Origin of the sequence: Paeniglutamicibacter quisquiliarum, assembly GCF_019084045.1 — a bacterium.
In the GTDB taxonomy this organism is placed as follows: Bacteria; Actinomycetota; Actinomycetes; order Actinomycetales; family Micrococcaceae; genus Paeniglutamicibacter; species Paeniglutamicibacter quisquiliarum.
In genome coordinates, this window is record NZ_JAHRED010000002.1 from 458809 (window position 1) to 473779 (window position 14971).

Here is a 14971-nt window from a genome sequence, read left to right on the forward strand (position 1 = left end):
GTGCGGCTCGCCGGTGTGGCCGACGCTTCGCGGCTCGCCGGCCACACCGGCGAGCCGCCTCGACGCGGCCATGGGCGCGAGATCCCGGGGCGGGCGGCGCCCGGCGCTGCGGGCGGGCACAGCATCGGTTAAGCCCATCAATTGTTCGTCCTTCGCGGGCTCCTGTGCCAATCATCACCACTGGTTGGTGGCGGACGCGCCTGCCCAAACGCGCCCGGAGCGGCTATTGTTAAGCGTGGATCAACCCTGCGTTCACCTTGGGGCATGACAGCCACCGGAACCACTTCGATCCCACTCCCCCCGCTCTAGCAGCATTGACATGGTTATGGACGTGCGTCGCCACTTGGATGACGCGCGCCCGCAACGACGCCCCATGTCTCCGTACCACCAGCAGGAGAACCTCACCTTCATGACAGCCATTGCCCCGGACCACGTCGAACACTCCCTCATGGAACGCCGCTACGAGGAGCAGATCGAACCCGTGAACCGTCTTCTGGACGAGACCCGCGCGCTTCGACCCGCCACCTCCGTTTCCTACGTGGACCCGATGCACAACATCGAGGAGGCGCGGATCATCTCGCTGTACTCCAACATCGGGGTGGCCCATGAGAGCGGATTCATCGACGCCGGCTCGCAGGAAGCCGCGACCCGCATGCTGGGCATGCAATGGCAGCTGGGGCTGCGCCCCGAGTACATCCTGCCGTGGAACGTGCACCCGTGGCACACCCCGGGCGAGGCCAACGGCAAGTTCACCCCGCCGCAAATCACCTCCGGCCTCAAGCCGCTGCTGCGCCTGCTCAAGGTCGTGCCGCGCGCGTCGGTCCTGATCGCCCACGGCACCGAGGCGCACCGCCTCTCCGAGCAACTGGTCAAGACCCAGAACCCGCTGCTGTGGCGCCGCGGATTCAAGACCTACAAGGTCAAGTCGCTCGACGGACGCGCCTTCGCCGGTTCCCCGGAACGCCAGCAGGCCCACCTCGAGGAAATCTACGCGGCATACGCCGACGCGATGGCCCGTACCGGTCTGGCCCCCGCCAAGTAACACCATCGAATTTTCCACGCAGCGACTTGCGGATAAACTCGAGTCCATGCCCCACAACACCCCCGCTCCCGTGAGCCGCGCCCAGAAACTCCAACTGGGACTGGCAATGGCCCTGGCGGGGGTGTTGTACGTTGCGCACTCCTTCCTGCGCTTCGCCAACTTCGAGTCCCGCGGCTACGACCTGGGCATCTTCGACCAGGCGGCCCGGCAGTACGCCATGTTCAAGGCGCCGATCGTGCCGATCAAGGGCGTGGACTTCAACCTGCTGGGCGACCACTTCCACCCCATCCTGGTGTTGCTGGCCCCGTTCTACTGGATCTGGAACGACCCGCGGATGCTGGGCATCGTCCTGACGCTGCTGCTGGTGTCCACCGCGATCCCCGTCTACCTGTTCACCCGCACGCGCTTCGGGCACCTCGGCGCCCTGCTCACCGCCAGCGCGATGCTGCTGTGGTGGCCCTTCCAGGCGATCGTCAACTGGGAATTCCACGAGGTGGCCTTCGGCGTGCCGATCATGGCGTGGATCATCTGGGCGTTTGACCGCTCCCGCCACTGGCTGGTCGTCGGGCTCTCGGCGGTGCTCCTGCTGGTCCGCGAGGACATGGGCATCACCCTCGTGGCGGTGGGCATCGTGATGCTCTTCCACAGGCAGTGGGCCAAGGCCGCGCTGCTGGCGGTCTTGGGCCTGGGCGGCTACGTCGTGGTCACCAGCTACCTGATCCCGCTCTTCTCACCCGCCGGCGAATTCACCTATTGGCAGTACACCGCCCTGGGCGCAAGTGCGGGGGCGGCCATCGTCTTCCTGCTCACCCACCCGTTCCAGTCGATCGCGATCCTCTTCGACCACCAGCTCAAGGTGGCGCTGTGGCTGCTGAGCTTCGTGCCGCTGGCGCTGCTGCCGCTGGCCTCGCCGTACGTGATCCTCGGCGCGCCGATGCTGCTGAGCCGGCTCTTCAACGACCGGCTGAACACCTGGGCACCGGTCTACCAGTACGACGCCATCATGGCCCCGATCCTCATTCTCTCCGCCGTGCACGTGCTGGGCAAGCTGATGGACCGCTTCGGCTGGGAAAAAATCCGCATCATCGGCCCGGCCTGGCTGCTGGCATTCGCACTCATCGGCACGCTGTTCTTCCATTCGGTGTTCCCGCTGGGGCGCACGCTCACCGGGGCGAATTGGGCGCCCGGCACGCTGGTCGCCGCCAAGGAGCGGGCCGTGGCGATGATCCCCGACGGCGTGTGCGTCGAGGCGGCCGACACCCTGGTGCCGCACCTGACCAAGCGGACCTACGTGGGCCTGCACGGCGACATCGGCACCGAGCTGTCCAGCTGGATGGTCATCGACTTCAACGAGCAGGAGCTCGGCGGCTGGGATCCGCTGAACCCGCCGCAGGCGCTGGAACGCGCCCACGCCCTGGGCTTCGATGAAGTCGCGCCGATCAAAGACGGCATCCTGGTGCTGCATCGCGACATACCCGTCGACCCCGTCTGCTCCGGCTACCTGCAGCGCTAGCTGGCGCCTCCGCCCAAGGCCGCCGCAGCCGCCGACGCTGCCCGGCAACAACCCGGAAGCCACCTGCCCGGCCGCCGGATGCGGGCCCCTGGCCCCGTGGCCTGCCCCCCCGGGGTCCGCTGCGCAGAAACTGACCCGCTTGGCGTTGACAGCACCCCTTGGGGAGCGGAAACTGGGGAGCAATGAGCCGCTCCGCGGGCCACCACCCCTCGTGCGACTCGGCCTGACAGGGGGGAAACGATGTCGGCGCGTGTTACTGACGTGGCACCGGGCATGGTCCGTGAGGTCACGGTCGTTGAGCGGCCGCCGACATGGCGGGGAACACCTTTTTCACTCTCCTATGTCCACCTCGATCGCGAGGTGTCGGGAACCGAGCTGCTGGAGATCCATCGCTGGGCCTCCCGGGCCCAACTGGAGAACCCCCGGGTCATCTCACCCTTCACCCTTGAATGGTCGTCGGTCTTCCACCCGCGTTTCTACCGCGCCGCCGCCCAGGCGGGCCTAGCCGCGCAGGGAGCCTGGGAACCGGTGGCGGTCAACGCCCGGGACGCCGGACTGCAGAGTCTCTGGCTGGAATCCGTGCTCTTTCTCTCGGCTGTCACCCTCTCGGCAGCCATCGTCCAATCCAGGTTCAGCGAGGGCACCCTGGCCAGCAAGTACGACAGGCTGTGGCAGGCCGGGAGGCTGGCAACGCGGGGGCTGGTTCCCGGCCTGCAGGGCGAACGCCTGATGCAGGACGTGGAGGCGATGGCCAGCGCCCCCGGAATCCCGGACCTCGAGCGACTGCTGGCCATCCGGCGGCGCTTCGAAGAGGTCATTGCCTGTTTTGAGCATCCGGCCCCGGTGACCGGGGTCAACATGGCGCAGACCGCGCTGCCGGCCGGGATGCGAGCCCGCTTCGCCTTCGTCGATGAGCTGAAGGAGCGCATCGGCGGCAAGCTGGTGTGCGTCATCGTCTACGGATCCAGCGTCAACAGCCGCCACTTTGCCGACTACGACCTGGTGCTCGTGGTCGAGGATCCGGAAGCCGTCCTGCGCAGGCTGTACGCGTCCTCGCCAGTTTTCCGCGGCAAGGAACTGAACGTCGGGGTCTATTCGCCCGACGAGCTGTGGCGGATGCAGTGCCTCTCGGGCGACAACCTGGCCGGCTACGGGCTGTGCATCTACGGGGAAGCCCGCGTTCCGGCCAAGCCCGTGGACGACCTGCTCTTGCGGAACCTGAGTTTCGGGATCGTGCGCCAGCGCCAGCAATTGGGAATGATCGCCGCCGCACTGGGCGACACCCCGGATCCGGCGGACGACCGCCGGAACCTGTACGAGTACTTCGCGAAGATTCCGGCCAACATCGCCAAGGGAACCTTCGGTGCCGCGGGCCAGCGCCTTACCAAGGAAGAGGCCCACCAATGGATCGAGTCGGTCTGCGGTTTCCAGACCCCTCGAATGCAACAGCTGGCGGGCACGGGTGAACCCGGACGTGCGCTGGCCGAATCCGCGGTCGCGACGGGTGCGGTGCTCCGTGCCCTGAACGAGCGCTTCAACATAGTCCGCCCGCTCCGGGCATCCAGTTAGGAGACCTCTCCAACCATGACAGCAACAACCCGCAGCACCGCAGCAAGCCTGATCCTCGACCAGTGCCTGGACGTGGAACTCGAGGTGGAACTGGTGGCAACAACGCCAAGCCACGTCGTCTTGAAGGGACAGCACGGGGAAGACATCGTCGTCGACCTCGCGCACCCCCGCTATTCGTTCGTAGAGCAGGTACTGCGACAGGTCGAGTTCGATTTCAAGCGGCTGCCGCTGCTGGTCCTGGGGGACAGCAAGGAGATTCGTCTCCTGACCCCCAAGATCGCCCTCGCGCGGCTGCTCCCGACGTTGTACTCCTTCACGTACAACAGATATGGAGAGGTCAAGGGCACGGAGGAAATTCGTGCGCGGTTCTCAGCGGAGATCTTCCGGAGGATGGCCCTCTCGCCGGGCCCCTACCGCCTCTCGTCGGCCTTTCTGGGCCTGGTGGAGTCGCCCGAAGGGCCGCTGTTGGCCGAACGCCGCGTCGACGTCTGCAACCTGGAGACCAGGGTCAAGCGCTACCACATCGGTTCGCCCATCCACAGGTACCTTTTCACCGAGGAGCATCCGACGGTTGCCGGCCCGGCGCTGCAGCGCTGGGAACGGTTTGCCGAACCGGTCGTCTGCTTCGACTGGCGGCACCCTCTCACCGACCGGGAGGGAAACCGGCTGGCGGACGAACCCCTGCCGGACGACTATGCGGCATTGTGGATTGCCGATGTGCAGCGGGCAAAGTACCTGGCCCGCGAGACCTTTGGCTGGTTGGAGGACTTTTTCCGGACCGGCAGTCTGAAGCTGATCGACATCTGCTTCTTCATCGATCAAGGCGGAGGAACGGTTTTCGGCGAAATCAGCCCCGACTGCATGCGCGTGAGGACCGAGGCATCCGATGACGCGGACGCCCTGGACAAGGACCAATGGCGCAGCGGCGGCGGTCCGGACGATGTCCTGGAACGTTACGCCAGGTTGTACTCCACGCTATTTGATCAGCACCAAACCCAACCCGCCCACATCGCAAAGGAGAAATGATCATGGGCACGTTGACCGTAAAGAACACTCGAACCAAGGTATCCCCCGGCGGCGTCATCACCCTGCCCGTATCCGCGCGCAGGGCCCTTGGCATGAAGCCGAAAGCCGGCGCCCGCGTCACCGTGGCCATCGAGGGAAAGGCAGTCGCCTTGCACCCGGCATCCAAGGACGGCGGGTTCCGGGTTTCGGCACAAGGCCAAATGGAGGTCCGCGGCGACGCGCTGCGCGTTCTCGAGGCGGGTAAGTCCCGGCACTTCTTCATGGAAATCGATGACGAGAAGCAGACCGTGATTCTGCGTCCATGGGACTGAATGCAGGCCTGTGGTCGTCGGTGCCCCACGTCGTGGGCATCGACGGCCACGACGGAACCGGAAAGACCACCATCGCCAAGAACGTCGCCCTGCGCCTGGGATACGCCTACCGGCGCCCGTTCGGCGCGGAACGAGGCCCGGAGCTGGCGCGGGCGGCCGCATCAGGGGACACGGAACTGGTGCTCGGGCTAGGTGCCCGGTTCCTGGCCCAGGCGATGGAGGGCGCAGGGAAGAACGCCCCGATCGTTTTGGACAGGTCCTGGATGACGGTTGCCTCGCTGCTGGACGACGAGGAATTCCGCGAGCACTGGACCCTGTGGATCCCGACGATCCTGTGCTGGGCAGACCTCCCCACGACGCTGGACCGGCTGGGACAGCGCGACGAGCCGGAGGAGTCGACCGGATACCATCTCCATTACATCCAGAGGTACAGGGACATTGCCCAGCTGCTCGGATGCCCCGTCGTTGACACCTCCCGCCAGGGCGAGGATGCCTCGACGGACCAGACGGAACGCCTGGTGCTCGAAATGCTCGGCCTGCCCGGAAGCTAGCGGCCGCCTGACGCGCAACGGCCGGATGGAACCCGGTTTCCCGGCGCCCCATCCGGCCGTTGAGGTGTCAGTCCCCGGCCTGCGCCGCCGCAGCTAGGACTTGGTCCTGGCGTTGTTCCCCAGCACGAAGGAATCCCCCAGACCCTCCAGCGGCCCGGCCAGCGGGTCGTCGACCCCCTCGGCGCGCACCACGTCGCGATCCGGGTTCCGGATGTCCCCGATGATCTTCACGCAAAGGTAGACAAGCATGCCCATGTGCGCGACGATGCCGATCCCGTAGAGGATCTCGATCGTCCAGCTGTCCCCGAAGTACTTCAGCCCGGAGACCCACTTGGCACTCCAGAGCCACACGAACACCCAGTGGAACACCTCGATGCCCTGCCAGATGAGGAACTCGCGCCACTTCGGGCGGGCCAGCACATAGAGCGGGATCAGCCACATCACGAACTGCGGCGAGTAGACCTTGCCCAGCAGCAGGAACGCGGCGACGATCAGGAACGCGAGCTGCGCCATGCGCGGGCGGCGCGTGGAGGTGAGCCCCAACCAGGCGATGCCCAGGCAGGCCAGCCCGAAGAGGCCGTTGGACAGGTAGGACATGGTCGAGCCATCCATCCCGGTCCACACGAACGCCAGCCACATCGAGGAGTTGCCTGCCGGGCGGTCCCCGGAGAAGGTGTAGAAACGGCTCCACTCGTCGAACGCGGTGAGCATGAAGGGAACGTTGACGGCCAGCCAGGCCGCTGCGCCGGAGGCCAGCGACACCCAAAAGTGGCGCATGCGCCCGGTGCGCAGGCACAGCACCAGGATCGCCCCGAAGAGGAAGAACGGGTAGAGCTTCGCGGCGGCTCCCAGGCCCAGCAGCACCCCGGCCAGCACGATGTGCTTGCGGGAGAAGGCCAGCAGACCGGTCATTGCCAGCATCACCGCCAGCAGGTCCCAGTTCAGCTGGCTGGTGAGGATGATGCCCGGGGCCAGCGCCACCATGATCGCGTCCCGGCTGCGGTGCCGCGCCGCATAGGCCACGGCCACCACCACGGCCGCCCAGCAGACGAAGGACACCGCCGAGTTCACGTCGAAGTAGGCCAGCTGGCGCTCGGGGGAAAAGCCGATGCCGGGGATCACCAGGGCGGTGAGCCCCGCCATGATGGCCAGCAGCACGGGGTATTCCAGCGCCTGCTCGGCCGGCAGACCGGTGAAGTACGGGAAGAGCTTGTCGGCCATCCCGCGGGTGCCGAAGAGCTGGGTGAAGTCCGAATAGCACAGGTGCAGGTGCTGTTCGGCGTCGGGCCACCCATTGCTCCTGCACCACTGCTTGGTCAGCACGGCGATGGATGCGCCGATCGCGGTCAGCACCAGCAGCCCGATGATGATCGGGCGCGTGGCCTCACGGGCGTTGAACAGGTTCTTGACCGGTTGCATCACGATCCGGTTGCCTCATTTCTAGGGGTCTTCGGGGGTTTTGGAGGGAGGAGGGGGGGCTATTTCTTGCCCGGCAGCAGCGGCCGGCGGCGGTCAGCGCCGAAGATCGACGCGGTCTTGGGGTCGATGAACACCAGGTAGCCCATGTAGGCCAGGCCGATGGCCGCGGCGAAGAGCCGCACCCAGAGCAGGGAGAACCACTGGCCGATGGACAGCTGGTCCACCACCCCGGAGAGCAGCACCAGCAGGCACAGGATGTACAGGGCCCGTTCCCAGTTCACCGGGTAGCGCCGGCTCAGGGCGAAGAACGGAATCAACCAGAGCAGGTACCAGGGCTGGATGATGGGCGCGAGCACGACGGCGGCGCCCAGCCCGTAGCCGGCGTAGAGCAGCGGGGGCCCGGCCGGGCGGCGGACCGCCAGCCAGAACACGATGGCCAGGGAGGCGAGGCGGAAGACCGAGAACACGATGCCGGCAATGAAGTCCAGGTCCCCGCCCACCAGCGAGCCGAGCCAGCCGGCGAGCATGCCCAGCAACCCGACCGGGGCGTAGGGGAACGCCGCTGATCCGGCGCCGGCCATCGCCGGGATCCAGCCGAACCAGAGCCCGGAGGCCGCCCCCAGCAGCGCCATCACCGCGGTGGCCACGGCCCCGGTGTAGGCCCAGGCGCGGATCTTGCTGCCCGTCCGCGCGTTGCGCGCCACCATCGCCAGGCCCAGGAAGGGCAGGACCAGCACCACGATGGGCTTGATGGCGATGGCCGCGGTGGCCGCGAGGATGCCGGCCAGGTGGCGCTTGCGGGCCACCAGCACGAAGGCCAGCAGGACCCCGCCGACCATCAGCCCGTCGTTGTGCACCCCGCCCACCATGTTCAGCAGGAACAACGGGTTGGCCACGGAGATCCACAGCGGCCACGCCGCATCCCGACCGCCGAGCCTGGCCAGGGCCACCACCGCGTAGGCGCACAGCGCGACCCCGGCCACCGCCACCAGGCGCATGAGCATGACCCCGTATTCGGGCACGCCGCCGGAGACGAAGTAGACGAACCGCGCGTACATCAGGAAGAGCGGGCCGTAGGGGGAGGTGGATTCGGCCCACAGGGAGTCCGAGCCCTGCGCGAACCATCCCGGGAGCTGGGAGACCCAGTCGGTGTAGGGCGAGAGCCCCGCATGCATCAGCCGGCCCTGGCCCAGGTAGGAGTAGACGTCCTTGGAGAGGATCGGGAAAGAAAAGAGCAGCGGGATGGACCAGACCCAGATGGCCTTGGCGATCGAGGCCACCGGGTCGGTGCCCGGCTCCGCGGTGCGCTGGCGCAGCCGCAGCCAGGCACGGAAGAGCAGCATCGAGCCCAGGGCCAGCAGGAGCGTGCAGATGATCACCCCGAGCATCTCCACGCGCAGCGGCAGCAGGTACTTCGAGCGGGCCAGCAGTGATTCCTGCGAACTGGGGATCCACCCCACCCCCCAGGACCCCGCCATGACCATCAGCGAGGCCATCAGCCCCTGGGCGATGGCGATGTCGGGGGTGTTCTCCCCGCCGCCGGTGAGGTGGCGCAGGAACGGGACGCGGGCGCCGCGCTGGCGCAGGGCCTCCAGCGCGCGGGTGGTGCCGGCAAAGCGGCGGCCCACCGCGGCGTCGGGGGAATCCGGGTGTCCGGGGGCGTTGCTCACGGGCCGGGCACCTCGGGGTCGGCCCGCTGACCGGGCTTGGGACTCGGCTTGCCAGGGGTGCCGGGCCTGGTCCGCAGCGGACCGGCACCGCCTCCCAGCCGCGTCGGCAGCGTCGCGACGAAGAGTTTCCTGGTCCGCGGGTCAAGGAACGCCAGATAGGCCATCGCCACCCAGGAGATCCCGGTGGACAGGTGCTTGACCCACGGGTCCAGGTCGGAAAGGAACTGCCAAATGAAGATCTGGTCCGCGGCCCCGAAGGCGATGAAGAAGGCCGTGGTCACGTACACCCACAACAGCTGCCAGTCGTCCCGGATGCCGGTGATGGCGAAGAAGGGCAACAGCCACAGGATGTACCAGGGCTGGATGATCGGCGAGAGTACCACCAGCGCGGAGAAGGCAAGGGCCATGCGCTGGATCAGGTGCGAGGGCTTGCCCTTGAAGATCAACAGCAGCACCAGCGCCACCGAGGAGAGCCGGCCGATGAGCTTGAGGGCCGGCAACAGCCAGTCCGTGGGCAGCCCGATGGTCGACAATGCCCCGGAAAGCAGGGCGTTCAGCGCCCCCACCGGCGCGAAGATGACGGCGCCGGTACCGGTTCCCAGCATGACCGAGAGCCAGCCGAAGCCATAGCCGTTGGCCCAGCCGATGATCGCCATGATGACGGCGACCAGCGAGGCCGTGTAGGCCCAGTAGCGGATCTTGCGTCCCCAGCCGGCATCCGGCCCTGCCCAGAGCAGGCCGATGAACGGCAGCAGGACAATGGTGATGGGCTTGACGCCGATGGACGCGGCAATCAGCACCACGCCGAGCACGCCACGGCGCGTGGCCGCGTAGTAGGTGCCGGCCAGGGCCAGGCCGATCATCAGCGAGTCGTTGTGTGCGGAGGCCACGAAGCTGATCAGGAACAGCGGGTTCGCCACCGAGATCCAGGTGGCCTTGGCGCCGGAGACCTTGTGCAGCGCGGCGAGCTTCGGCACGTAGACCATGCACAGGATCACTCCGGCGAACGCGACCAGGCGGAAGAGCAGCACGGAGGCATCGGGGCTGGTGCCCACCAGCCGGTTCACCCAGTACTCGACGTTCAGGTAGAGCGGGCCGTAGGGCGTCTCGGATTCGGCCCAGGTGATGTCGGCCCCGAGCTGGAACCAGTTGTTCAGGGTGGAGATGCCGTCGACATAGGGATCCTGCCCGGCGGCCACCAGCCGGCCCTGCCCGATGTAGGCGAAGACGTCGCGGGAGAAGATCGGCAGGGCCAGCAGCATCGGGACGCTCCAGGCCCACACTGCCTTCTTTACCGTCCGCAGCGATCCCTCGGGCCAGCCGGCCAGCTGCTGGCCCAGGCGCAGCCAGGCGCGGAACAGGATCCAGCAGCCCAGGGTCAGCACCACGGTCCCGGCAACCACGCCCCAGTAGTCGGTGCGGATGGCGATCAGCAGCGGGTACCGGTTCAGCGGGGAGACGCTGGCAAGCCAGCCGACGCCAAAGGATCCCAGCAGGATCATGATCGATCCGACGGTGCCCTGGATCAACGGGGACAGGTGCGGCCCGCGGCCCGCCCGGCTTGTGGCTCCGGCCGAGGATCGCACTGCTTTCATCTGCGCCCCGCTCCTGATTCGTCGTACCTTGGCTGGATCCACCAGGTGTGTGTTTTCGGCATCTGCGCCGGCCGTGCGGCCGCGCACCGGCGGCGCCCGCAGGCGCGGCCATGCGCGTAAAAATCAAGTCCGATCCTAACACCGCACGCTGGGTTTGCCCGGGAGGCGGGCCCTGGTGCGCGCGAGCTCACATGCAAGGCAGGCCCCAACCGGGAGACCGGTCCCCCGGACTTGCCGCGTGCCGTGAGCCGTGAGCCGGCACCATGGGGCAGGACGCTGTAGCCGCCTTCGCACCGGGCGTGGCTAACGGGTCGCCGCGCCCGGAACTTGCATAGGCTGGGAGCCGGTACATCGAACGAATCCAGAAGTGAGGCAACACCCGTGGGCAGGCGTGCAAAAAGTGTCCGGAATCCGGTGCGCAACCATTCCCTGCTGGGCTGGGGCGTGTTCCTTTCCCTCCTGTTGGGGGTGGCCTGCCCGTTAATGGGCATGAGCACCGTCGCCTCGGTCGCCTTGGCCGGGACCGGGCTGGTCGTCTTCGTGATGTTGTGGCTGCTCAGCTCGTCACGGGACTCCTCCCGGACCTGATCCGCCCCACCCGTCGCCCCCTGGCGTCGCACCGCACGACGCGGTGAACCCGAGAACAATTCCCGCGGTCTCCAGGCGCTGCATTGGGCCGTGCCCGGCGGCGGAGCCGCGGTCGGGCCGGGCGCCATCGGGTAAATTGGGGTCCGTGCCTATTTCAGCTGAAAAAATTGTGTGGATCGACTGCGAGATGACGGGCCTGAGCCTGGAACACGACGCGTTGATCGAAGTTGCGGTCCTGGTGACGGACGCCGAGCTCAACATCCTGGGCGACGGGGTCGACGTGGTGATCAAGCCGCCGGCCGCCGCCCTGGAGCAAATGGGCGACTTCGTGCGCACCATGCACACCGCCAGCGGGCTGATCACCGAGCTTGACGCCGGGCTGGAGATGGCCGACGCGCAAAAGCTCGTCATGGACTACATCCGCTCCCACGCCCCGGAACCCAACAAGGCGCTGCTCGCCGGAAACTCCGTGGGCACCGACAAGAACTTCCTGGCCCGGGACATGCCCGAGGTCACCGAGCACCTGCACTACCGCATCCTGGACGTGTCCACCATCAAGGAGCTGGCCCGCCGCTGGTACCCGCGCGCCTTCTTCCAGGCCCCCGCGAAGACCGGCAACCACCGCGCGCTGGGAGACATCCGCGATTCCATCGACGAACTGAAGTACTACCGGGCCACCGTCATGGTCCCCGCCCCGGGCCCGGATTCCGCATCAGCGAAGGCCACCGCGGCCCGAATCGTCGCGCAAAGGCCAGCTGATTAGGCACTGTGGTGCACAACACATGCAAAAGGGACGCTTTCGAGTTGGCGTTGGACCTCAAAGTATGTGTAAGATAGTTCTCGTTGCCCAGCAGTTCGGAAGTGATTCGGAGCGGCAGGACAGCTAGCCTCAGGGCGAACTTGGTGGGTATAGCTCAGTCGGCAGAGCGTCTGGTTGTGGTCCAGAAGGTCGCGGGTTCAATCCCCGTTACTCACCCCAATGAAGCCGCTCCGGAAGAGATTCCGGAGCGGCTTTTGTCATTCCACGACGCACCACGTCGTTGCACGCAGAGAGGTCCGTACCGGCAGATGGAGCGCAGGATCCCGGACGCAGACCACGGTCATTTCCACAAAATGGCCGGGGATTTCGGCGACCGGGCACTGCAAATCCGCGGCGGGTGCGGCTACATTTTGGAGCATGGAGTTGCGCAGCCGATCCCGGCCACGCATCCCCCGCCGGTCTTCGGCGGAAGCGGCGGGACCAGATGTGAAGACATCACCTCGTCGCTGCCGGCCAGCGCCTGACAGGGCCCCTCCCGGGCCATCCCGCTCCCCCACCCAACAACTCCCACCTGAAAGCCCTAGGAGAAGTCTTGAGCATTCGTCCGGTCACCATATACGGCGAACCCGTGCTGCATACTCGCGCGAAGGAAGTCACCGAGTTCAACGACGAGCTGCGCGAACTGATCGCCGACATGTACGACACCATGGACGCCGCCCACGGCGTGGGGCTGGCTGCCCCGCAGATAGGCGTGGGCCTGCGCATCTTCACGTACGAGTACGAGAATGAGGACGGCGTGGCGCCACGCGGGGTGGTCGTCAACCCGCGTCTGACGCTGTCCAAGGTGTCGCAGTCCAATCCGGACCCGGACGATGACATCGAGGGCTGCCTCTCGGCCCCCGCCCTGAACTTCCCGCTCAAGCGCGCCGAGTTCGCCCGGGTAGACGGTTTCGACGGTGACGGGAACGCCGTCTCCTTCGACGCGACCGGCTGGTTCGCGCGGATCATGCAGCACGAATACGACCACCTGGACGGCTACCTCTACGTCGACAAGCTCAACGACAAGTGGGCCAGGCGCTGGAAGAAGGCCAAGAAGTCCCTCGAATGGGGAGTCCCGGGGCTGACCTGGATGCCCGGCACCGACGAGGACCCGTTCGGCCACTGACGAGCCGGCTCCCGCTTCCTCGGCGCACCCGAGGAAGCGGGAGCCACGCACCAAAAAAGCGTGCCCTGCCTTCCGGAAATCCGGAGGACAGGGCACGCTTTGTGGTTCCCCTGGCGGGGGTCCGTATTAGACGGAGGCAGGCTCGGTCACGGCGATCGCCGGAACTGCCAGTGGGTGGGTGCCGGCCATGGTTTCGATGACACGCACCACCTGGCAGGAGTAGCCGAATTCGTTGTCGTACCAAACGTAGACGACGGCGTTCTTGCCCGTGACGATGGTGGCCAGGCCGTCAACGATGCCGGCACGGCGCGAGCCGACGAAGTCGGACGAGACCACCTCGGGCGAATCGATGTAGTCGATCTGCTTGTGCAGTTCCGAACCCAGCGAGGTCTCACGCAGGAAGTCGTTCAGTTCTTCCTTGGTGGTCGCCGTTTCCAGGTTCAGGTTCAGGATCGCCATGGAAACGTCCGGGGTTGGAACGCGGATGGCGTTGCCGGTCAGCTTGCCCTCGAGTTCCGGGAGCGCCTTGGCGACTGCCTTGGCGGCACCGGTCTCGGTGATGACCATGTTCAGCGCAGCCGAACGCCCGCGGCGCTCTCCCTTGTGGAAGTTGTCGATGAGGTTCTGGTCGTTGGTGAACGAGTGGACCGTCTCGACGTGGCCGTGGATGACGCCGAAGCGGTCGTTCAGGGCCTTGAGCACCGGGGTGATGGCGTTGGTGGTGCAGGATGCGGCGGTGACGATCTTGTCCTCGGCCGTGATGTCCTTGTGGTTGATGCCGTGAACCACGTTCTTCAGGTCGCCCTTGCCCGGTGCGGTGAGCAGCACGCGGGAGACGCCCTTGGCCTGCAGGTGCTGGGACAGCCCTGCCTCGTCGCGCCAGCGGCCGGTGTTGTCCACCACGATGGCGTTGTTGATGCCGAAGGCGGTGTAGTCGACGGTGGTCGGGTCGTTGGAGTAGATGACCTGGATCAGCGTGCCATTGGCGAGGATCGTGTTGTTTTCCTCGTCGACGGTGATCGAGCCGTCGAACTTGCCGTGGACCGAGTCTCGGCGCAACAGGGAGGCGCGCTTGACGATGTCGTCGTCAGAGCCCTTGCGGACAACGATGGCGCGCAGGCGCAGGCCGTAGCCGCCGCGTTCGATGAGGATGCGGGCCAACAGGCGTCCGATGCGACCGAAGCCGTAGAGGACCACATCGGTGGGCTCTGCGTCGGTGGCGCCGGCCTTGCCGACCTTCTCGCCCAGTTCCCCGGTGAGGAAGGCGGTGAGGTCGGTGGAGCCGGATTCGGTGAACTTCTTGTTCAGGCGGCCCAGGTCGATGGCGACGGCCCCGAGGTCCAGGGCCTCAATGGCCTGAAGCAGCGGCATGGTCTGCTCCAGCGGCAGCTCCGCGCCCTCAATGCGGCGCACCACGCGGTGGGCCTTGAGGATGTTGATGGCCGACTGGTTGATCAGCTTGCGGCCATAGATGGAGGTCACCACGTTGTTGTTGCGGTACAGGCGCCCGATCAACGGGATCATGGCCTCGGCGAGCTCTTCGCGCCCGCTCCATTCCTGTAGGGCTTCGACAGACTGCTGGGTCACTGAAAATCCTTCCAAATCAGCCGGCTGGTGATCCTCAAGCCGGTTGTTACCGTAAAAGCACCTTTGCAGAAACGGTTGTTCAGGGGTACCAGGATCTTTCCCCCGTGGAGCACTAGTGCCCGCATCCCATTCTAGTATGCGTCCGCTGGGATCCGCGGCGCAGGCCGGTGAGGTC

The 14971-nt window shown here is 66.5% G+C and carries 13 protein-coding genes and 1 tRNA gene; 10 read left to right on the plus strand and 4 right to left on the minus strand.

What is annotated here, in order from left to right:
* Window positions 1–409: 409 nt before the first annotated feature.
* From KRR55_RS05665 to KRR55_RS05690, 6 genes are all read left to right on the plus strand, one after another.
* Window positions 410–1042, plus strand: coding sequence for a uracil-DNA glycosylase family protein (locus tag KRR55_RS05665; RefSeq protein WP_217388294.1), 633 nt, complete (start codon window positions 410–412; stop codon window positions 1040–1042).
* Window positions 1043–1088: 46 nt separating this feature from the next.
* Complete coding sequence (locus KRR55_RS05670; RefSeq protein ID WP_217388068.1) at window positions 1089–2555, plus strand: DUF2079 domain-containing protein; 1467 nt, start codon at window positions 1089–1091, stop codon at window positions 2553–2555.
* Window positions 2556–2915: 360 nt separating this feature from the next.
* A complete protein-coding gene (locus KRR55_RS05675; RefSeq protein WP_217388069.1) occupies window positions 2916–4124 on the plus strand; it encodes a hypothetical protein in 1209 nt (402 codons plus the stop codon).
* A gap of 15 nt (window positions 4125–4139) precedes the next feature.
* Window positions 4140–5150, plus strand: coding sequence for a phosphoribosylaminoimidazolesuccinocarboxamide synthase (locus KRR55_RS05680; RefSeq protein WP_217388070.1), 1011 nt, complete (start codon window positions 4140–4142; stop codon window positions 5148–5150).
* 2 nt (window positions 5151–5152) lie between these two features.
* Entirely contained in the window at window positions 5153–5461 is a 309-nt protein-coding gene (locus tag KRR55_RS05685) for an AbrB/MazE/SpoVT family DNA-binding domain-containing protein (RefSeq protein ID WP_217388071.1), read from the plus strand.
* A complete protein-coding gene (locus KRR55_RS05690; RefSeq protein WP_217388072.1) occupies window positions 5452–6012 on the plus strand; it encodes a nucleoside/nucleotide kinase family protein in 561 nt (186 codons plus the stop codon). The genes KRR55_RS05685 and KRR55_RS05690 overlap by 10 nt, the downstream gene beginning before the upstream one ends.
* A gap of 93 nt (window positions 6013–6105) precedes the next feature.
* On the opposite strand, the gene KRR55_RS05695 is transcribed toward KRR55_RS05690, so the two are convergent.
* From KRR55_RS05695 to mptB (KRR55_RS05705), 3 genes are read right to left on the minus strand one after another with little or no spacing between them, the layout of a single operon-like run.
* Complete coding sequence (locus KRR55_RS05695) at window positions 6106–7431, minus strand: glycosyltransferase family 87 protein (RefSeq protein WP_217388295.1); 1326 nt, start codon at window positions 7429–7431, stop codon at window positions 6106–6108.
* A 59-nt stretch (window positions 7432–7490) separates the two neighbouring features.
* Window positions 7491–9101, minus strand: a complete 1611-nt coding sequence (mptB, locus tag KRR55_RS05700; protein WP_217388073.1) for a polyprenol phosphomannose-dependent alpha 1,6 mannosyltransferase MptB — start codon at window positions 9099–9101, stop codon at window positions 7491–7493.
* Window positions 9098–10696, minus strand: a complete 1599-nt coding sequence (mptB, locus tag KRR55_RS05705; protein WP_217388074.1) for a polyprenol phosphomannose-dependent alpha 1,6 mannosyltransferase MptB — start codon at window positions 10694–10696, stop codon at window positions 9098–9100. Before mptB (KRR55_RS05705) ends, mptB (KRR55_RS05700) begins: the two co-directional genes overlap by 4 nt.
* 414 nt (window positions 10697–11110) lie before the next feature.
* Between mptB (KRR55_RS05705) and KRR55_RS05710 the strand changes: the two genes are divergently transcribed.
* From KRR55_RS05710 to def, 4 genes are all read left to right on the plus strand, one after another.
* The gene (locus tag KRR55_RS05710; RefSeq protein ID WP_217388075.1) at window positions 11111–11284 is read left to right on the plus strand and encodes a hypothetical protein; all 174 of its coding nucleotides are present in this window, start codon (window positions 11111–11113) and stop codon (window positions 11282–11284) included.
* A 145-nt stretch (window positions 11285–11429) separates the two neighbouring features.
* Window positions 11430–12047, plus strand: coding sequence for an oligoribonuclease (orn, locus tag KRR55_RS05715; RefSeq protein WP_217388076.1), 618 nt, complete (start codon window positions 11430–11432; stop codon window positions 12045–12047).
* A gap of 140 nt (window positions 12048–12187) precedes the next feature.
* A tRNA-His gene (locus tag KRR55_RS05720) sits at window positions 12188–12263 on the plus strand.
* Window positions 12264–12636: 373 nt separating this feature from the next.
* Entirely contained in the window at window positions 12637–13209 is a 573-nt protein-coding gene (gene def, locus KRR55_RS05725) for a peptide deformylase (protein WP_217388077.1), read from the plus strand.
* A 126-nt stretch (window positions 13210–13335) separates the two neighbouring features.
* Here the strand turns inward: def and KRR55_RS05730 are convergent, their stop codons facing one another.
* Window positions 13336–14796: a glyceraldehyde-3-phosphate dehydrogenase gene (locus tag KRR55_RS05730; RefSeq protein ID WP_217388078.1), complete on the minus strand. Its 1461-nt coding sequence runs from the start codon at window positions 14794–14796 to the stop codon at window positions 13336–13338.
* Window positions 14797–14971: the final 175 nt, after the last annotated feature.